7 protein-coding genes and 1 pseudogene are annotated in these 20443 nt (G+C 69.7%); 5 read left to right on the forward strand and 3 right to left on the reverse strand.

From position 1 onward, the window contains the following. Positions 1 to 141: 141 nt before the first annotated feature. The 5 genes from treZ to glgB all read left to right on the forward strand — a co-directional run bounded on the left by treZ (position 142) and on the right by glgB (position 16284). Positions 142 to 1947, forward strand: coding sequence for a malto-oligosyltrehalose trehalohydrolase (gene treZ / locus MKK63_RS19475; protein WP_244004689.1), 1806 nt, complete (start codon positions 142 to 144; stop codon positions 1945 to 1947). A gap of 11 nt (positions 1948 to 1958) precedes the next feature. Then, complete coding sequence (locus tag MKK63_RS19480) at positions 1959 to 6860, forward strand: malto-oligosyltrehalose synthase (protein ID WP_244004705.1); 4902 nt, start codon at positions 1959 to 1961, stop codon at positions 6858 to 6860. A 324-nt stretch (positions 6861 to 7184) separates the two neighbouring features. Next, complete coding sequence (locus tag MKK63_RS19485; RefSeq protein WP_244004691.1) at positions 7185 to 10580, forward strand: maltotransferase domain-containing protein; 3396 nt, start codon at positions 7185 to 7187, stop codon at positions 10578 to 10580. A gap of 149 nt (positions 10581 to 10729) precedes the next feature. Next, entirely contained in the window at positions 10730 to 14008 is a 3279-nt protein-coding gene (treS, locus tag MKK63_RS19490) for a maltose alpha-D-glucosyltransferase (RefSeq protein WP_244004693.1), read from the forward strand. Further along, positions 14005 to 16284 carry a 1,4-alpha-glucan branching protein GlgB gene (gene glgB / locus MKK63_RS19495; RefSeq protein WP_244004695.1) on the forward strand — a complete coding sequence of 760 codons (2280 nt, stop codon included), beginning with the start codon at positions 14005 to 14007 and terminating at the stop codon, positions 16282 to 16284. The genes treS and glgB overlap by 4 nt, the downstream gene beginning before the upstream one ends. A gap of 212 nt (positions 16285 to 16496) precedes the next feature. On the opposite strand, the gene glgA is transcribed toward glgB, so the two are convergent. The 3 genes and pseudogenes from glgA to MKK63_RS19510 all read right to left on the reverse strand — a co-directional run. After that, complete coding sequence (gene glgA / locus MKK63_RS19500; protein ID WP_244004697.1) at positions 16497 to 18035, reverse strand: glycogen synthase GlgA; 1539 nt, start codon at positions 18033 to 18035, stop codon at positions 16497 to 16499. A 236-nt stretch (positions 18036 to 18271) separates the two neighbouring features. After that, on the reverse strand, positions 18272 to 19855 hold the full coding sequence (locus MKK63_RS19505) for an alpha-amylase family glycosyl hydrolase (RefSeq protein ID WP_244004699.1): 1584 nt from the start codon (positions 19853 to 19855) through the stop codon (positions 18272 to 18274). Positions 19856 to 20231: 376 nt separating this feature from the next. Further along, positions 20232 to 20443 (reverse strand): annotated as a pseudogene (locus MKK63_RS19510) (ATP-binding protein); the annotation flags it as partial.

Raw genomic sequence — 20443 nt, forward strand, 5'->3', positions numbered from 1 at the left:
CTCCGTTCCCCCATTGCCACACCCTGCGCCCGCCATAGCTGCGCTGCGGGAACCGGATCGAGCCCGGGGCCTTCTCCCACGACAGGTGAGCCTGCCGCGCTTGCCCCGGCGCGTGCGGCCAACGACGAGGAATGTGGCCCGATGCGGCGCGCCCACAACATGGAATTCGGGGCCGAGATGGTCGGCGGTGGCGTCCGCTTCGCCCTCTGGGCACCCACTGCCCAGAGCGTCGAACTCGTCGTCGACGGCATCGATCACCCGCTGCCCGAATCCGGCGGCGGCTGGCGGCGCACCGCCCTGCCCGGCGTGAAGCCCGGTGCCCGCTACGGCTTCCGCATCGACGGCGATCTCGTGGCGCCCGATCCCGCCTCCCGGTTCCAGCCGGACGACGTCTCGGGCCTCAGCGAGGTGATCGACCCGCGTGCCTTCGAATGGTCGGACGAGGGCTGGACCGGGCGGCCATTCGAGGAGGCGGTGATCTACGAGTGTCATGTCGGCACGGCCACGCCGGAGGGTACCTATGCGGGCCTTCAGGCCCGGCTGCCCGACCTCAAGGCGCTGGGCGTCACCGCCATCGAGCTGCTGCCGCTCGCCGACTTCAAGGGCACACGCAACTGGGGCTACGACGGCGTACAGCCTTACGCCCCCGACGGCGCCTATGGCCGGCCGGACGACCTCAAGCGGCTGATCGACACCGCCCATGGGCTCGGCCTGATGGTCTATCTCGACGCGGTCTACAACCACTTCGGCCCGGCCGGGAACTACCTCCACGCCTACGCCAAGACCTTCTTCACCGAGCGCCACCAGACGCCGTGGGGCGCCGGCATCAACTTCGACGGCAAGGAGAGCGGCGCCACGGTGCGCCAGTTCTTCATCCAGAACGCCCTGTACTGGCTGGAGGAATACCGGTTCGACGGCCTGCGCTTCGACGCCGTCCACGCGATCCTGGACGATTCGCCCCGCCACTTCCTGGCCGAGCTCGGCGAGACGGTCCGCAAGACCTTCCCGGATCGCCAGATCCACCTGATGCTGGAGAACGAGGCCAACCAGGCCCGCTGGCTGGAGCGCGATGCCGCCGGGCGCCCCAAGATGCATGACGCCCAATGGGCCGACGACCTGCACCATTGCTGGCACGTCCTGCTCACCGGCGAGGATGCCGGCTACTATAAAAGCTTTGCCGACAAACCCGTCGCGCATCTCGCGCGCTGCCTCGCGGAGGGCTTTGCCTATCAGGGCGAGCCCTTCCCGACGCTCGACAACCACCCGCGCGGCGAATCCTCCGGGCACCTGCCGCCCTCGGCCTTCGTGACCTTCCTCCAGAACCACGACCAGGTCGGCAACCGGGCACTCGGCGAGCGGCTCAACCATCTGGCCGACCCGAAGAAGCTCGATCTCGCCCGGGCCGGCTTGCTGCTGGCGCCGCAGATCCCGATGCTCTGGATGGGCGAGGAATGGTCGGCCTCGGCGCCGTTCCTGTTCTTCGTCGACTTCGCGCCGGACGAAGAGCTGAACACGGCGGTGCGCGACGGCCGCCGCCGGGAATTCAAGAGCTTCGCGGCGTTTGCCGACGATACCTCGAAGATTCCGGATCCCACCGAGCGCGAGACCTTCGAGGCCTCGAAGCTCGACTGGTCCGAGCGGGACCGCTCGCCGCACCGCGAGGTGCTGGCCGAGACGACCCGGCTCCTGGGCCTGCGCCGCGACGTGGTCGTGCCGCTGGCGAAGTCCGGCTACGCAGGCGCCGCCGCCAGCCTGCCGCGGGCCGACGTGGTCGATTGCACGTGGCGCTTCGGCGCCGGCACCCTGCGGTTCGTCGCCAATGTCGGCGACGCCCCCTTCGCGCTGGATCCGGGCGGCGCCCGGGTGGTCTGGACCAACGCCCCGGACGGGGCCGGACGCGACCTACCCTCCTGGGCGGGCGTGTTCCTGACGGAGTCCCACTCGTGAGCGCCTTGAACGTGCGTGCCTTGGAACAGCTGGCCGATCTCGTCGGCGTTGCCGCGGGCTATACCGATGCCTTCGGCAAGCCCGTCGAGACGCCCCTTGAGGTGCGCCGGGGCCTGCTGGCGGCCCTGGGCTTCGCGGTAGAGGACGAGGCGGCGATCGCCGAGAGCCTGGAGCAGGTCGAGCGCCTGCGCCGCGGCCTGATTCCGCCGCTCCTGCCCGTGGAGGCCCGCCGGGCGGCCCGGGTGCCGGTGCGGCTCCAGAACGGTGCGCCCCACACCTTGGTCTGGCGCCTCGTGGATGAACGCGGCACGGCGCGCGCGGGGCGGGCGAACCCGCACGGGTCCGAGCCCGGCTTCGAGCTGCCGCCGCTGACCCCGGGCTACCATCGCCTCACCGTCCAGGCCGGGCAGAGCCGCACCGAAGCCTGGGTGATCGCCGCGCCGCAGCGTTGCTGGCGCCCGCGGCCCTACACGGAGGAGGGGGCCTCCGACTGGGGTCTGGCCGCGCAGCTCTACGGCCTGCGCTCGACGACCAATATCGGCATCGGCACCTACGCGGATGCCGGCGAGGCCGCCCGCGAGGCTGCCTTGCGCGGGGCGGCGTTCTTGGGGCTCAGCCCGGTCCACGCCCTGTTCGGCTCCGACCGGACCAAGATCTCGCCCTACTCGCCCTCCTCGCGCCTGTTCCTCGAGACCCTGTTCATCGCCCCGCGCAGCCTGCCGGGGCTCGCCGGATCCCGGGCCGAGGCGCTGCTCGCCGAGCGGGAAGACGCCATCACGGCTTTGCGCGAGGCGGCGCTTGTCGATCATCAGGGCGTGCACGACGTGCTCGACCCCGTGCTCCGGGCCCTCTGGGCGGATTCGCCGGCCCGGGCCGGGACGGACGCGGATTTCGAGCGCTTCCGCCAGGAGGGCGGCGCGGATCTGGAATCGCACGCGACCTTCGAGGCCCTGTCGGAGCATTTCCGGGGGCAGGGGGCGCACTGGCTGGGCGACTGGCCGGAGGATTATCGCCGCGCCGGCACGGAGGCCGTGACGGCCTTCGCGGCGGAGAACGCGGAACTCGTCGGCTACCATGCGTGGCTGCAACACCTCGCCGACCGTCAGCTCGAAGAGGCCTCCGCGGCGGCCCTCGGGTCGGGCATGCGGGTCGGGCTCTACCGCGACCTCGCGGTCGGCGCCGACCGGGGCGGGTCCGAGATCTGGTCCCATCCCGAGCGCTTCGCCGACAAGGTCTCGATCGGCGCGCCGCCCGACCTGCTGGCGCCCAAGGGCCAGAACTGGGGCCTGCCGGCCTTCGACCCGCTGACGATGGAGCGCGACGGCCTCGCGGCCTTCCGCGCCCTGGTCCAGGCCAACATGCGCCACGCGGGCGCGATCCGGATCGACCACGCCTTCCAGCTCGCCCGCCTGTTCCTGATCCCGCTCGGCGCGGGTGCCCAGGCCGGCGCCTACGTGGCGATGCCGTTCGAGCCGATGCTGGCGGTGCTGCGGCTGGAGAGCCACCGCAACAAGTGCCTCGTCATCGCGGAAGACCTCGGCACCGCGCCCGAAGGTTTTTCCGACGCTCTGATGCGGGCGGGCGTGCTCAGCTACCGGATCCTCGCCTTCGAGCGGGAGGCCGATGGCCGGTTCAAGGCGCCCTCGGCCTATCCGCGCGACGCGCTCACCGCCATCACCACCCACGACTTGCCGACCTTCGTTGGCTGGTGGCGCGGGGTCGATACCGACACCCGCCAGTCGCTCGGCCTGTACGATCAGGACCGGGCCGAGGCCGAGCGCGCCGAGCGCGTGGTCGAGCGCCGCCGCCTGACCGAGGCGCTGGCGGGCGAGCAGCTGCTCCCCACCGCCGAGCCGCCGGATGCCGCGCCCTTCGAGGCCGCCGCCCGCTACCTCGCCCGCGCACCCTCGATGCTCACCGCGGTCCAGTACGAGGATGTGGTCTCGGAACTTGCTCAGGCCAACGTGCCGGGCTCGACCGAGGGCTACCCGAACTGGCGGCGCAAGCTCGACCGGGACCTCGCGGCGATCGCCGCCCCCGGCGGCCCGCTGGCCAAGCTCGCCGCGGCCCTGTCGTCCGAGGCGCGGGGCCCGCGCTCGGGGGCCGCGCGGCTCGCGGTGCCGCCGCCGCGCTCGACCTACCGGCTGCAGTTCCACAAGGACTTCACCTTCGCGGATGCGGGCCGGATCGTCCCCTACCTGCACCGGCTCGGGATCAGCCACGTCTATGCCTCACCGCTCCAGAAGGCGCGGCCTGGATCGACCCACGGCTACGACATCGTCGATCACGGCGCGATCAACCCGGAACTCGGCGGCGAGGCGGGCTTCATCCAGCTCTCCGAGACGCTCCGCGCCCACGGGATCAAGCTCCTCCTCGACATCGTGCCGAACCACATGGGCGTCGGCGGGTCCGACAATCCGTGGTGGCTCTCGGTCTTGGAATGGGGCTCCCTGTCCCCGTTCGCCGATGCGTTCGACATCGACTGGCAGCGGCTCGGGGCCGGGCGCAACCTCGTGATCCCGTTCCTAGGCGAGCGCTACGGCGAGGCCCTGGAGCAGGGCACGCTGGACCTGAAGTTCGACCCTGAGAAGGGCGCCTTCAGTGTCTGGCACTACGAGCACCAATTGCCGATCCGGCCGCTGAGCTATCCGACGATCCTCAACCGGGTGATCGCCGCCATCGGGGCCGTGGACGACGACACCACCGCGGAACTGCTCGCCATCTCCGAGCGGCTGCGCGCCATGTCGATCGACACCGACGAGACCCGCCGCAAAAGCTTCCCCGAGGAGGCCGAGGGGCTGAAGCGCCGGCTCGCCGAGATCCACGGCGTCTCGCCGCTGATCCAGGAGGCCACAGCCAGCACGCTCGCGCTGCTCAACGGCTTCAAGGGCCGCCCCGACAGCTTCGGGCCGCTGCACCGCCTGTTGGAGGCGCAGGCCTATCGGCTGGCCCATTGGCGGGTGGCGTCGAGCGACATCAACTACCGCCGCTTCTTCGACGTGAACTCGTTGGCGGGATTGCGGGTCGAGCTGTCGGACATCTTCCACCGCTCGCACGAGACCGTATTCCGGCACGTCCGCGAGGGCCGGATCGACGGGTTGCGCATCGACCACATCGACGGGCTCGCCGACCCGCTGGGCTATGCACGGGCGCTTCAGGCGGCGGTCGGGCCGGGCTTCTACGTGGTGGTCGAAAAAATCCTGGAGCCGGGGGAGCGGCTGCGGCCCTGGCCGGTGGCCGGGACCACGGGCTACGACGTGCTCAACCAGCTCGACGGTATCCTGGTCGACAAGGGAAAGCGCGGGAAGGTCGAGCGGCTCTATACCTGGGCCACGGGCTTCGACGAGCCCTACGGCTTCCAGCTCCGCGCGGCCAAGGCCGAGATCCTGGAGATCAGCTTCGCCAGCGAGCTGGAGGTGCTGACCTCCGACCTCAAGGAGGCCGCCGATGCCGACCGGCGCACCCGCGACTTCACCGTCAATGCCCTGCGCCGGGCGCTGATCGAGATCATCGCGCGCTTCCCGACCTACCGGAGCTACCTGCCGCAGGAATTGGAGGAGGGCGAGGTCGAGCCCGAGGATGTCCGCCTGATCGAGGGCGCGGTCGCCAAGGCCAAGCGCTGGTCGAGCCTGCCGGATCGCTCGGTCCACGATTTCGCCGCCGAGGTCCTGCTCGGGCGGATCGAGACCACGGGGCCGGGCCGGCCGGATCCGCGGGTAGTCCTGCGCTTCCGCCGCCGGTTCCAGCAGCTCACCGGCCCGGTCATGGCCAAGAGCCTGGAGGACACGCTGTTCTACCGCTACGCGTGCCTTCTGGGCCTCAACGAGGTCGGCGGCGATCCGGGCGAGTACGGGATCGACGCCGAGCATTTCCACGACCTGCAGATCGCCCGCGCCCGGGACTGGCCGAGCGCCATGATCACCACCGCGACCCACGACACCAAGCGCGGCGAGGATGCCCGGACCCGACTGCTCGCCCTGTCGGAGATCCCGGAGGAATGGGCCAAGGCCTGGGACCTGTGGCAGCGGACGGCCGGGCCGCACCTCGCCCGGATCGACGGCGAACCGGCCCCCGACGCCAACGACCAGTGGATGTTCTTCCAGGCGATCCTGGGCGCGTGGCCCCTGGAACTGCTGGAGCAGGACGAGCCCGGAGCGATCGAAGATTTCCGCAACCGGCTGATCGCCTACGGCGAAAAGGCCATGCGCGAGGGCAAGCGCCGGTCGAGCTGGGTCAACGTCGACGAGGTTTACGAGGGCGCGGTCAAGAAGCTGTTCACGGCGCTGATCGCACCGGGATCGGACTTCCTGCGGGAGCTCCGGCCCTTCGCCCGTCGGCTCGCCCATCTCGGCATGCTGGCCAGCCTCGGCCGCACGGTCCTGAAATGCACCCTGCCGGGCCTGCCCGACACCTACCAGGGCACGGAGATCTGGGATTTCTCCTTCGTCGATCCCGACAACCGGCGCCCGGTGGATTATCCGGCCCTGGAACGGATGCTCGAACAGGGCGGCGAACCGGCGGCGCTGCTGGCGCAATGGCCGGATGGGCGGATCAAGCAGGCGACGCTGACGCGGTTGCTGGCCGAGCGGGCCGAGCGCCCGGATTTCTACGCGATCGCCGCCCACGAGCCCGTCGACGCCACGGGGGCGCGGGCCGACCATGTCGTTGCCTACCGGCGGACCGATCCCGGCCAGGAGGGTGGCGACCTGTTCGTGGCGGTGCCGCGGCTCGTTGCGGGTCTTGTGGGCGAGGCAGGCTGGTCGAGCGAGGCTTTTGCCGGCACCCGGGTCGATCTCGGGGCCGGGACCCGCTGGCGGGACCTCGTCACGGGGCGGGGGGTCGAAGGGGAGGGGGCCGATCTCGGCGACCTCCTGCGCGACCTGCCCTACGCGGTGCTGCGACGGGAGCCGTGAGGGAAGTAGGATCCACTACGCTCCCTCCCCCCTTTGCGGGGGAGGGTGGGCCGGCCGTCAGGCCGGGTCGGGAGCGGGGAACCCGGCTTCCGGAAAAGGCGTGATCTGCGTGAAGGCCACAGCCGAGTTCTGCACCGTTGCTCCCCTCTCCCGACCCCCTTCGGGGGCCACCCTCCCCCGCAGAGGGGGGAGGGGAAAACGCGCGGTTGGCAGGACCCTCCGCAGCCCTGTCACGCAACTCTGCTGAGACACGTCGAACCGGATCGCGCGGCACGCCTGCGTAGTTCGGGCGTTACGACACAGGAACGGGAGCCAGAAGCCAGCATGAACGCACCGACCAAAGCCGCTGCGACGTCCGGGGCCGAAGCCGTCCTGCCGGCGTCGCTGGCGCCGCGCGCTGCGGGGCCGCGGATCTATAATCTGTTCCCGCTCCTGGTCGGGCGCGTGTCGGATTGGACCGCCGAGCTGCCGCGGATCGCGGCGTTGAGCTTCGACTGGATCTACCTGAACCCGTTCCACCAGACCGGCGGCTCGCGCAGCCTCTACGCGGTGGCCGATCCCGAGCGGCTGGACGAGCGCTTCCGCGACCCCGACGGCACGCCGGACGATGAGCAGATCCGCGGGTTCTGCACGGCGGCCGAGGCGCTGGGCCTGTCGGTGATGACCGACCTCGTGATCAACCACACCGCCGACAACGGGCGCCTCGTGACCGAGCGGCCCGACCTGTTCATGAAGGAGCCGGACGGCTCGATCATGCACCCGGCGGCGGTGGATCCGGACGACCCGTCGATCCGCACCGTCTGGGGCGATCTGGCTGAACTCGACTACCACACCCCCGCGGCCCGGGATGAGCTGACCCGGATCTGGGGCGCCTACGTGGCGCATCTCCAGGGCCTTGGCGTCGCAGGTTTTCGCTGCGACGCGGCCTACAAGGTCCCGCCGGAGACATGGCGCGTCCTGATCGGGGAGGCCAAGGGGCGCGATCCCGCCTGCCTGTTCGCTGCCGAGACCCTCGGCTGCACCTTCGAGGAGGCCAGGGCCACGGCCGGCGCCGGCTTCGACTACCTGTTCAATTCCTTCGCGTGGTGGGACCTGAAGAAGCCCTGGGCGCTGGAGCAGTACGAGCGCCTGCGGGTGCTGGCGCCCTCCATCGCGTTCCCCGAGAACCACGACATGAAGCGGCTCGCCGCCGAGGTCGGCGGCGGCCCGGAAGCGGTGGCGCAGCACCTGCGCACCCGCTACGCGCTCGCCGCCTTCTTCTCGGCCGGCGTGCTGATGCCGATCGGCTACGAGTGGGGCTATCGCCGGGCCCTGCACGTGGTCGACACCACCCCGCGCGACCGGGAGAACGACACCGGCCTCGACATCTCCGCCTCGATCCGGGCGATCAACGCCCTGCGGGCGGAGCTGCCGGCCGCCAATGTCGAAGGTGCGCAGATCCGGGTCTCGGCCCCCGACAGCGATCTGGTGGCGCTCGCCCGCTTCGACACCGGTCATCCGGCCTCGGCCCGGCACGGGCTGATCGTGCTCTACAACCCGACCGACAGGCCGGTCCCGGTGGAGGCCGGCGCGCTGATCGCCCGCACGGGCGGGATGCTCGGGACCTTCGTCGACCGGACCCCGGAGGCCGAGCCGATCGCGTTCCACCCCGGCAGCGCCATCGACCTGATGCCGGGCGAGCTGCGTATCCTCGCGGCCAGCGCCCAGGCGGTCGCCCGCCAGCCGACGCGCGGCACGCCGAATGGCGAGGGCCGGGTGGTGATCGAGGCGGTCAGCCCTGAGCTCGACGGCGGCCGTTCGGCGGTGAAGCGGATCGTCGGCGAATCCCTGCGGGTCGAGGCCGACATCTTCTCCGACGGCCACGAGATCATCGCTGCCGCGATCCTGTCGCGCATCGTCGGCACCGCGGCGTCCGGCGGCGAGATCTGGCGCGAGGACCCGATGGTCTTCGTCGACAACGACCGCTGGGCCGGGCAATTCCCCCTGGAGCAGAACGCCCGCTACGAGTTCACCCTGATCGCGTGGCGCGATGCCTTCTCGTCCTGGGTGCGCGACACCCTGAAGAAGCGCGCCGCCGGCGTCGATGTCCGCCTGGAGACGATCGAGGGCGTGGCCCTGGTCGGGACCGCCGCCTCGCTGGCCCGGACCCAGGGCGGTCGCGACGCCGACCGGCTCGCCGCCCTGGTGGCCGCGCTCGCCGCCGAGGAGGCGGGCTCGGCCGCCCAGCTCGACCGGATCCTCCAGCCAGACGCGGCGAGCCTCGTGCGCCGCAACGCCGAGCGGGTGAACCTGACCCGCTATCCCGTGACCCTGCCGGTGATCGCCGACCGCCTCGCGGCCCGGTTCTCGGCCTGGTACGAGATCTTCCCGCGCTCCCAGTCGATGGACGTGAACCGCCACGGCACCTTCGACGACGTGATCCGGCGCCTGCCGGAGATCCGCGAACTCGGCTTCGACGTGCTCTATTTCACGCCGATCCACCCGGTGGGCCGCACCAACCGCAAGGGGAAGAACAACACCCTCAAGGCCCTGCCCGGCGATGTCGGGTCGGTCTACGCGGTGGGCGCGGAGGAGGGCGGCCACGAGGCCGTGCATCCCGACCTCGGCACGCTCGCGGATTTCGAGCGGCTGGTCGCGGCGAGCCATGCCTACGGGATGGAGATCGCCCTCGATTTCGCGATCCAGTGCTCGCCGGACCATCCCTGGATCAAGAACCATCCGGAATGGTTCGAGTGGCGCCCCGACGGCACGCTCAAATTCGCCGAGAACCCCCCGAAGAAGTACGAGGACATCTCGAACGTCCACTTCTACGGCGGCGCCCTGCCCTCGCTCTGGATCGAATTGCGCGACATCCTGCTCGGCTGGTGCGCGCGCGGCGTGCGCATCTTCCGGGTCGACAACCCGCACACCAAGCCGATTCCGTTCTGGGAATGGGTGATCGCCGAGGTGAACGGCCAGTATCCGGACGCGCTCTTCCTCGCCGAGGCCTTCACCCGGCCGAAGATGATGAAAAAGCTCGCCAAGGCTGGCTACCAGCAGAGCTACACCTACTTCACGTGGCGCAACACCAAGCAGGAACTCACCGACTACGCCCTGGAGCTGGCCGGCGAGATGGGCGAGTACTATCGCCCGAACTTCTTCGCCAATACGCCCGACATCAACCCGCACTTCCTCCAGACCAGCGGGCGCGCCGGCTTCGTGATCCGGGGCACGCTCGCCGCGACCCTGTCGTCGGTCTACGGCATCTACAACGGCTTCGAGCTGTGCGAGGCGGCGCCGTATCCCGGCAAGGAAGAGTATCTGAACTCGGAAAAGTACGAGCTGAAGGCCTGGGACTACGACCGGCCCGGCAACATCCGCGAGCACATCGTCAAGCTGAACACCATCCGCCGCGAGAACCCCGCCCTCTGGGATTTCCGCAACGTGGTCTTCACGGGCGCGTTCAACGACCAGATCATCGCCTACGCCAAGGCGACGCCGGAGCGCGACAATTGCGTCTTCACCATGGTCAACCTCGATCCGAGGAACCGCCAGGAATGCACCTACGAGGTGCCGCTCTGGCTGTTGGGTCTGCCGGACGATGGTGCCGTGGAGGTCGAGGACCTGCTCCAGGGCTACACGTTCGAGTTGCGCGGCAAGTCCCACCGCATCGCGCTGGATCCGACCGAGCGATCCTGCGTGATCTGGCGCCTCCGGGCGCCGCGGCGGGTTGCGGGTTGAGGCTACCCGTGGCACTCGATCATGGCAGTTGATGCCGGCGGGGGGCCTCCCCGTCGCCGGCCACGATATCCGCGCGGTGAGAGACCGCCCGCGCCCCGGTTGGTTCCCCCGCCGGTCCCGTCAGATCCGACCGATGAGGCAGCGACGCGATGATCGATCGCAGCGACCCGCAATGGTACCGTGACGCCATCATCTACCAAATCCATGTCAAGTCGTTCTTCGACTCGAACAACGACGGGATCGGCGATTTCGAGGGGCTGACCCAGCGCCTCGACTACGTGCGCGATCTCGGCGTCACGGCGATCTGGCTGATGCCGTTCTACCCCTCGCCGCTCCGCGACGACGGGTACGACATCGCCGATTACGAGGGCATCAACCCGTCCTACGGGACCATGGAGGACTTCAAGGCCTTCGTGGCGGCGGCGCACGAGCGCGGCCTGCGGGTGATCACCGAGCTCGTGATCAACCACACCTCGGACCAGCATCCCTGGTTCCAGGCCGCCCGCGAGGCGCCCCCCGGCTCGCCGGAGCGCGACTTCTACGTCTGGTCGGATACCGACGAGCCGTACAAGGATACCCGGATCATCTTCCTCGACACCGAGGCGTCGAACTGGACCTGGGACCCGGTCGCCAAGCAGTATTTCTGGCACCGGTTCTACAGCCACCAGCCGGACCTGAACTTCGACAATCCGAAGGTGCTGGACGCGGTCATCGCGACCATGCGCTACTGGCTCGACATGGGCGTCGATGGGCTGCGGCTGGACGCGATCCCCTACCTGATCGAGCGCGACGGCACGAACTGCGAGAACCTCGCCGAAACCCATGATGTGATCAAGAAGATCCGGGCGGCGCTGGATGTCAGCTACCCCGACCGGATGCTCCTGGCCGAGGCCAACCAGTGGCCCGAGGAAACCGCGCAGTATTTCGGCGACGGCGACGAATGCCACATGGCGTTCCACTTCCCGCTGATGCCGCGGATGTACATGGCGATCGCCCGGGAGGACCGGCACCCGATCACCGACATCATGCGCCAGACCCCGGAGATCCCCGAGGGCTGCCAGTGGGCGATCTTCCTGCGCAACCACGACGAGCTGACGCTCGAAATGGTCACGGCCGAAGAGCGTGATTACCTCTGGTCGTTCTACGCCGCCGAGCGCCGGGCCCGGATCAACCTCGGCATCCGCCGCCGCCTCGCGCCGCTCCTGGAGAACGACCGGCGCAAGATCGAATTGATGAAGTCCCTCGTCCTGTCGATGCCCGGCACGCCGGTGCTGTATTACGGCGACGAGATCGGCATGGGCGACAACATCTACCTCGGCGACCGCGACGGCGTGCGCACGCCGATGCAGTGGAGCCCCGACCGCAACGGCGGCTTCTCCCGGGCGAACCCGCAGCGGCTGTTCCTGCCGGCGATCCAGGACCCGATCTACGGCTTCGACGCGATCAACGTCGAGGCGCAGACCCAGGCGCAGACCAGCCTGCTGAACTGGACGCGGCGGATGATCGCGATCCGGAACAACAGCGTCGCCCTCGGGCGGGGCACGATCCAGTTCCTGTATCCGTCGAACCGCAAGGTGCTCGCCTGGATCCGCGAGCACGAGGACGAGCGGGTCCTGTGCGTGGCGAACCTGTCGCGGGCCCCCCAGGCCGTGCAGCTCGACCTGTCGGAGCTGCGCACCGCGGTGCCGATCGAATTGACCGGCGGCACCGAGTTCCCGCCGATCGGCGACCTGCCTTACCTCCTGACCCTGCCGTCCTACGGCTTCTACTGGTTCAGCTTGAGCGCCGCCCAGTCGGGGGTGATCGGGCCGCAGCAGGAGCCGCCGGAGCTGTTCACCCTGGTGCTCACAGGCGGCATCGAGACCCTGATGAGCGGCCGCGAGCGGGTCGCCTTCGAGCGCACCGTGGTGCCGCCCTTCCTGTCGAGCCGGCGCTGGTTCGGCGCCAAGGGCTCGCGGATCAAGGCTACGAAGGTCATCGACTGCGCGGCCCTCAAGGATGTCGATGGCAGCGCGCGCTTTCTTCTGCCGCGGCTGCAGGTGCAGCTCGCCAACGGCGAGAGCCACGAATACTTCGTGCCGGTCGGCGTCGACGAGGGCCGCGAGGACGAGACGCTCCTGCCCTACGCGGTGGCGCGTGTGCGCCGGGGCCCGCGCACCGGCCTGCTCTACGGGGCGGCCGGCTCCAACGACTTCGCGGCCTGCCTGATCGACGACATGCGTCAGGGCACCGAGATCCCCACAGAGAGCGGGCGGCTGGTCTTCGCCATCACCTCGGCCTTCGACCCGGAGGTCACGGTGGACGTGGCCGATATCCGCCGGCTCTCGGCCGAGCAGAGCAACACCTCGATCGCCATCGGCTCGAAGATGATGCTCAAGCTGCTGCGCCGCCTGCAGCCCGGCATCCACCCCGAGATCGAGGTCGGCCGCTTCCTCACCGAGCAGGCGGGGTTCACCAACACGCCCGCTTTGCTCGGTACCCTCGAGCATGTCGCCGAGGACGGCACCCGCACCGCTCTGGCGGTCCTCCAAAAGTTCGTCATGAACCAGGGCGACGCCTGGACCCTGATGCTGGAGGGCCTGCGCCGGGACTTCGAGACCATGGTGCTCACCCCGGAGAGCGAGGCTGCCGCCCCCGAGGAGGCGTTCCAGGCCCATGGGCCCTGGGCCGACCTGCTCGGGCGGCGCACCGCCGAGCTGCACGCGGCCCTGGCGATCGAGACCGACGACCCGGCCTTCGCGGCCGAGCCGTTCGAGGAGGACGACCTCGCGGTGCTGGCGCGCGACGCCCGCCACCAGGCCGAGCGCGCCTTCCGGGCGCTCAAGGGCCAGGCCGAGCGCGGCCTCGATGCCGGCCGGCCCGCCTGCACGGAACTGGCAGGCCGCCGCCGGGAGGTCGAGGCGCTGATCGAGCGGCTCTCGGCCGAGCCGCCGCGTGGTGCCCACAAGACCCGCATCCACGGCGATTATCACCTGGGTCAGGTGCTCGTCGCCGAGAACGACCTGATCATCGTCGACTTCGAGGGCGAGCCCTCGCGGCCGGCCGACGAGCGCAGGGCCAAGTCGATGCCCTTGCGGGACGTGGCCGGCCTGATGCGCTCCTTCGCGTACGGCGCCGAGACGGTGATCCGGGAGCTCACCGTCCGGTTCGCCGATTCGGAGGATCGGGCCCGCAATGCCGCCACGGCGTGGCGCGGCATGATCGAGGCGGCGTTCCTGGCCGGCTACGAGGCCGCGATCGTGGATTCACGGGCGGCCGTGACCGACCCGGACACACGGGACCGGCTGCTGCGCCTCTGCCTGCTGACCAAGGCGCTCTACGAAGTCGATTACGAGGCCAACAACCGGCCGGACTGGATCGAAATCCCCGCCCGTGGGGTTCTCACCATTCTGGACACGGATCGAAACGAGCCCGGAGCAACGGCATGACGGCGATCGACGAGACCTTCGCAGGACGGGCCGACCCGGAGGTTGGGCCGGCACGGAGCGCGGATGTCCCGGGTTCCGCCGGCACGGCGGCGAGCGTCCATCCGGACGCGATCGCCGCCCTGATGAGCGCGAGCCACGGCGACCCCTTCTCGGTGCTCGGCCCCCACCGGGTCGGCTCCGGGGCCTGGGAAGTGCGCGCCGTGCTGCCCGAGGCGAAGACCGCCGCCCTGGTGATGGAGGGCCGCACCGTGCCGTTCGAGAAGCGCCACCCGGACGGGTTCTGGGTCGCCCGGATCGAGGGGGAGGGCCGGCCGCTCTACGAGATCGAGGTCGAGGCCTGGGACGGCACCAAGCGCCGCCGCTACGATCCCTACGGCTTCGGCTCGTCGATCGAGCAATACGACGTGGCCTCGCTCCGCGAGGTCGGCACCAACCTCGTCTACCGGATCCTCGGCGCCCAGTCGGGTCAGCTCGACGGGATCGACGGATTCCGCTTCGCCGTCTGGGCACCCAATGCCCGTAAGGTCAGCGTGGTCGGCGACTTCAACGATTGGGACGGTCGGCGCCATCCGATGCGCCTCTGGCAGGATGGCGGCGTCTGGGAGCTGTTCGTGCCGGGCCTCACGGCCGGGGTGCGCTACAAGTTCGAGATCCGCGGCCCCGACGGCGCCCTGATCCCGCTCAAGGCCGATCCGGTCGCCTTCGCGGCCCAGCACCCGCCGGAGACCGCATCGGTCACCTACGGGGTCGGGGAGTTCGACTGGCGCGATTCCGGCTGGATGAGCACCCGGGGCGCCAAGGACCCGCGCCACACGGCGATCTCGATCTACGAGGTCCATCTCGGCTCGTGGGCGCGGGTGCCGGAAGAGGGCAACCGCTACCTGACCTACAAGGAGCTGGGCGAGCGGCTGATCCCCTACGTCAAGGATATGGGCTTCACCCATATCGAGATGCTGCCGATCACCGAATTCCCGTTCGACGGCTCCTGGGGCTACCAGCCGGTCTCGCTGTTCGCGCCGACCAGCCGCTTCGGCACGCCCGATGATTTCGCCGCCTTCGTGGACGCCGCCCACGAGGCCGGAATCGGCATCCTGCTCGACTGGGTGCCGGGCCACTTCCCGCTCGACGCCCACGGGCTCGGCCTGTTCGACGGCACGCATCTCTACGAGCATGCCGACCCGCGCCAGGGCTTCCACCAGGATTGGGGCACCTACATCTACAATTTCGGGCGCACCGAGGTCGCGACGTTCCTGGCCGCCAACGCCCGGTTCTGGCTGGAGCATTACCATCTCGACGGCCTGCGCGTGGATGCGGTCGCCTCGATGCTCTACCTCGACTACTCGCGCCGCCAGGGCGAGTGGATCCCGAACCGCTACGGCGGCAACGAGAACCTCGACGCGATCGACTTCCTGCGCAAGACCAACGAGGCGACCTACAGCCACGCCCCGGGCACGATCACGGTGGCGGAGGAATCGACCTCCTGGCCGGGCGTCTCGCACCCGACCTATACCGGGGGCCTGGGCTTCGGCTTCAAGTGGAACATGGGCTGGATGCACGACACCCTGCATTTCATGCAGGAGAACCCGATCCACCGCCGCTACCACCATCACAACCTGACCTTCGGGCTGCTCTACGCCTTCTCGGAGAATTTCATCCTGCCGTTGTCCCACGACGAGGTGGTGCACGGAAAGGGCTCGCTGCTTGGCAAGATGCCGGGCGACCGCTGGCAGAAATTCGCCAATCTCCGGGCCTATTACGGCTTCATGTGGGGGCATCCCGGCAAGAAGCTGCTGTTCATGGGCGGCGAGTTCGGCCAGGAGCGGGAGTGGAACCACGATATCAGCCTGGACTGGCACCACCTCGACGACCCGCTGCACAAGGGCGTCAAGGACGTGGTCAGGGACCTCAACCGGCTTTACGTCTCGACCCCGGCCCTCTACAGCCGCGACGTCGAACACACAGGCTTCCAGTGGCTGGTGGCGGACGATCAGGACAACAGCGTGATCGCCTGGGCCCGCAAGGGCGCCAAGCCCGGCGAGGTGGCGATCGTGGTGTCGAACTTCACGCCGGTGCCGCGGGAGGGCTACCGGGTCGGCGTGCCGCAGGCGGGCTTCTATCGCGAGGCGTTCAACTCGGATGCCGGGATCTACGGTGGGTCCAACCTGGGCAACCAGGGTGGTTGCCACGCCGACGATCAGGCGAGCCACGGCCAGAAACAGAGCCTGTCGCTGACCCTGCCGCCGCTGGCGACGATGATCTTCCTGCTGGAGGGGTGAGAGAAACCCCTCTCCCCGCCTGCGGGGAGAGGCCCGCACGGACCTCGTCGTCCGTGCGGGAAGCGGAGGCGAAGCCGGAGCGGCGGTGAGGGGGCGATTCCGGAAGAGTTTCGTCCTTACGAGCCCCCTCACCTTCGGCTGCCGCCTCGCTCCGGCGACGACAGGGTCGCCGAAGCCCTCTCCCCGCCTGCGGGGAGAGGGGACGCTAGTCCCTACGCCGCCCGCCAGCGCAACGCCGTGCTGTTGCCGATCGCCCGCCCGTACAGCCCGGCGTAATTGTCGGCCGCCTGATCCCAGCCGAAGCGAGACGCCATCGCGCGCCGCCGCATGGCGTTGAGGCGCTTCTTCTGGCCGAACGCCTCCAGCGCCCGCCGCACCGCCCCGCCGAAGGACGACGCCGACGGTTCCGCGAAGGTGAAGCCCGTCACCCCGTCCTCGACCGTGTCGGCCAAGCCCCCGGTGCGCCGCACGATCGGCAGGGAGCCGAAGCGCTGCGCGTACATCTGGGCCAGCCCGCAGGGCTCGAAGCGCGAGGGCATCAGCAGGAAGTCGCTGCCCGCGAACATCCGCCGGGCCTGTGCCTCCTCGAAGCCGACATGCACGCCGACCGCGTCGGGATGGCGCTTGGCGAGGCCGCAGAGCGCATGCTCGAACCGGCCTTCGCCCTGACCGATCACCACGAGCTGGCCGCCGCCGGCCACGATGGTCTCGGCCGCCTGCAGGCTCAGGTCGATGCCCTTCTGGTGCACGAGGCGCGACACGATCGCGAAGAGCGGCCCGCGGGAGACCGCCAGGCCGAATTGCCGGCGCACCGCCTCGGCGTTGGCGCGCTTGCCCTTCCAGTCGTCGACCTCGAAGCGTGTGGCGAGGTGCGGATCGGTGCTGGGGTCCCAGGTCTCGTCGATGCCGTTGAGGATGCCGGCGAGCCGGCCCTGGCCGGCGCGGGTGCGCAGCAGCCCGTCGAGGCCGCAGCCCATCTCGGGAGTCTGGATCTCCCGGGCGTAGGTCTCGCTCACCGTCGTGACCTGCGAGGCGTAGAAGATCCCGGCCTTCAGGAAGGAGAGTTGCCCGTAGAACTCGGCGCCGTCCACCTGGAAGGCCGAGTCCGGCACGCCGAGGCGCCCGAGGCTGTCCCGGGGAAACAGGCCCTGATAGGCGAGGTTGTGGATCGTCAGCACGCTCGGCACCCGCCGGCCGCGCCACGCGAGGTAGGCCGGAGCGAGGGCTGCCTGCCAGTCGTTGAGATGGAGAAGGTCGGCCGCCCAGTCGGGGTCGGCGCCGGATGCGAGTTCCGCCGCCGCGAGGCTGAGCCGGGCGAAGCGCAGGTCGTTGTCGCCGAAATCCCCGTTCTGGTCGCCGTACGGCGTGCCGTCGCGCTCGTAGAGGTCGGGGCTGAGCAGGACGTAGATGCGCAGGCCGTCGGCCGCCTCGACGAGGCCGAGGTCGCAGGGTGGCACGCCCGCGAAACCGTCGAGCCGCGCCACCACCGGGATCTCCGGGAACGCCGCCCGGACTTCGCGATAACCGGGGATCAGCACGCGGATGTCGTAATGCGGCACCAGGGCCCGGGGCAGGGCGGCCGAGACCTCGCCGAGACCGCCGGTCTTCACGAAATCGGCCATCTCGGGGGTGGCGTAGAGGATGCGGCGGCGCAGCGAAGCCGGTCGGGCGGCTTGCGTGAGGGACCGCGACGCGTCGCCCGCGTCGGACGACCAATCCGCCAGGGACCCACCACGGCGCGCATCGAGCATCGGCATTGATCCTGGCCGGGCGGGATGCCCCGGTCTGGCAGACGATCGGGCCGACACGGCTGTCGCGATCTCAACCACGGTCAATGCTCCTCCGCCGCGACGGTTCCGCTGCGACGCACAAAATAGGCCATCCGCGGTCTTAAGCTTTGGTTACGCCATAGTGCAATGCCGCATGAGTCGCACCCAGAACGCGCCCTTCTAGCCATAGAAGCTTCTATTCGAGTCCCGGCGGGCGTTCAGGCGCGGCGCAGGATCACGCCCTCGGCCGGGTCGAGGGCGAGGCTTGCGCGGACCGAATCGCCCGCCCGGCCCGCCCGCGTCGAGAGCAGCACCGTCCAGTCGCCCTCCGGCAGCGGCAGGCTCTGCGGCGCTGCACCGAAATTCAGCACCACGCGCAGAACCTCATCGCCCGTGAACCGCTCGTAGGCGAACACCTCTGCGGCCCCCGGCTTCACGCCGCGATAGTCGCCCACCGCCAGCGCCGCGTGGTCGCGGCGCAGGGCGAGCAACCGCCGGTACAGGGTGAGCATGGAGGCGGGGTCGGAGCGCTGGCCCTCGACGTTGCGGGTCGGCCAGTCCGCCGAGAGCGGTAGCCAGGGCTCGGCCGTGGAGAAGCCCGCGTTCGGGCCGTCGTCCCACTGCATCGGCGTGCGCTCCGGGTCGCGGCCGTGCCCGGGCTCGTTGCGCTCCCAGGGATCCTGCGCGCGGCCCGGCGGGATCGGGACATGGCCGAGCCCGATCTCGTCGCCGTAATAGAGGGTCGGCGTGCCCCGCAGGGTCAGCAGCAGCATCGCGGCGATGCGGGCCTGGGCCTGCCCGACCCGGGCGGCGATGCGCGGCTGGTCGTGGTTGCCCAGCACCCAGTTCGGCCAGCCGCCCTCGGGCAGGGCTGCCTCGTAGCGCGCCACGAGCTCGGCCACGGCCTCGGCCTGCCACGGGGTCTGGATCAGCTGGAAGTTGAACGGCAGGTCGGCGCCCGAGAGGTCCGGGCCGTAATAGGCCACCAGCCGCTCCACCGGCAGGTAGATCTCGCCGATCAGCACCCGCTCGCCATACGGGCGCAGGACATCCCGCATCCCGGCGATCACGTCGAAGATTTCCGGCCGGTCGGCGGAGTAGACCTGCTGGAAGCGATTGATCTCCGGCGCGCCCGGCGCGTAATCGGGATTGGCCGGGTTGTCGCGGAACCCCGCATCCTTGATCAGGTGCCAGATCACGTCGACCCGGAAGCCGTCGACGCCGCGCTCCAGCCAGAACCGGAGCACGTCGTGCATCGCCTCCCGCACCGCGGGGTTGCGCCAGTTCAGGTCCGGCTGCTCCGTCAGGAAGGCGTGGTAGTAATACTGCCCGGTGGCCTCATCCAGCGTCCAGGCCGGGCCGCCGAAATTCGACACCCAGTTGTTGGGCGGGCCGCCATCGGGGCCGGGATCGCGCCAGATGTACCAGTCCCGCTTCGGGTTCGTGCGCGCCGACCGGCTCTCCGCGAACCAGGGATGCGCGATCGACGAGTGGTTGGGCACGAAGTCGAGGATCACCTTCAGCCTGCGCCGGCGGGCCTCGGCGATCAGGGCGTCGAACTCCGCGAGCGTGCCGAACAGCGGGTCGATCCCACAATAATCGGCCACGTCGTAGCCGAAATCCGCCATGGGCGAGGGGTAGATCGGCGAGATCCACACGGCGTCGACCCCGAGCCAGGCGAGGTAGTCGAGCCGCGCGGTGATACCCGGAAGGTCGCCGACTCCGTCGCCGTTCGTGTCCTGAAAGGAGCGGGGATAAACCTGATAGACGGTCCCGTGCTTCCACCAGACGGTGTCGGTCATGCCTCAGCCCCTCGCGTTGCCGACCGGGGCTTAGAGGCGTGCCCGATCGCTTTGCACACGGTACACGACAGTGACACCACCGTCGCCGAATAGGGCGCGGGTCCCCTCTCCCGTGCGGGAGAGGGACAGGGTGAGGGATGAGAACTTTCCGGAAGAGGCGCACCCTGTCAGCGCCTTGAAGGTGCGCGCGATCCTGAACTTTCTCGACCCACACCCCAACCCTCTCCCGAACGGGAGAGGGGGCATGTCGCGCTTGCCACCCGTGTTGGCAGACGCGTGTCGTGTACCGTGGGCAAGCCAACACTTCATCTGCTTAGCTCTTTGTTATGTCGCAGGTTTTTGTCCCAAAACCGGTGGCCACTTTTGCGAAACCTGCTTAGAGCCGCCGGATGCGGGGTTCCGGCCGCACCTCCAGCATCAGATGCGTCAGCCCCCAGACCATGGCGTCGAGCCGGTCCGGCGAGCCCCCACCGGACAGGCCGTCCGGCCCGAAATCCCACAGCACGTCCTCCAGCGCCGGAAAAGCCCCGACATGGTGGACGAGGCCGCGGGCATAGAGCAGGGAGACCGGCTCGGCCCGCAGGTACT

It is taken from the genome of Methylobacterium sp. J-088, from assembly GCF_022829295.1.
Taxonomy (GTDB): Bacteria; Pseudomonadota; Alphaproteobacteria; order Rhizobiales; family Beijerinckiaceae; genus Methylobacterium.

Excerpts from the sequence above, each read along its gene's own strand:
- treZ (WP_244004689.1), top strand. The coding sequence starts at position 142 with ATGCGGCGCGCCCACAACATGGAATTCGGGGCCGAGATGGTCGGCGGT.
- MKK63_RS19485 (WP_244004691.1), top strand. The coding sequence starts at position 7,185 with ATGAACGCACCGACCAAAGCCGCTGCGACGTCCGGGGCCGAAGCCGTC.
- treS (WP_244004693.1), top strand. The coding sequence starts at position 10,730 with ATGATCGATCGCAGCGACCCGCAATGGTACCGTGACGCCATCATCTAC.
- glgB (WP_244004695.1), top strand. The coding sequence starts at position 14,005 with ATGACGGCGATCGACGAGACCTTCGCAGGACGGGCCGACCCGGAGGTT.
- glgA (WP_244004697.1), bottom strand. The coding sequence starts at position 18,035 with ATGCTCGATGCGCGCCGTGGTGGGTCCCTGGCGGATTGGTCGTCCGAC.
- MKK63_RS19505 (WP_244004699.1), bottom strand. The coding sequence starts at position 19,855 with ATGACCGACACCGTCTGGTGGAAGCACGGGACCGTCTATCAGGTTTAT.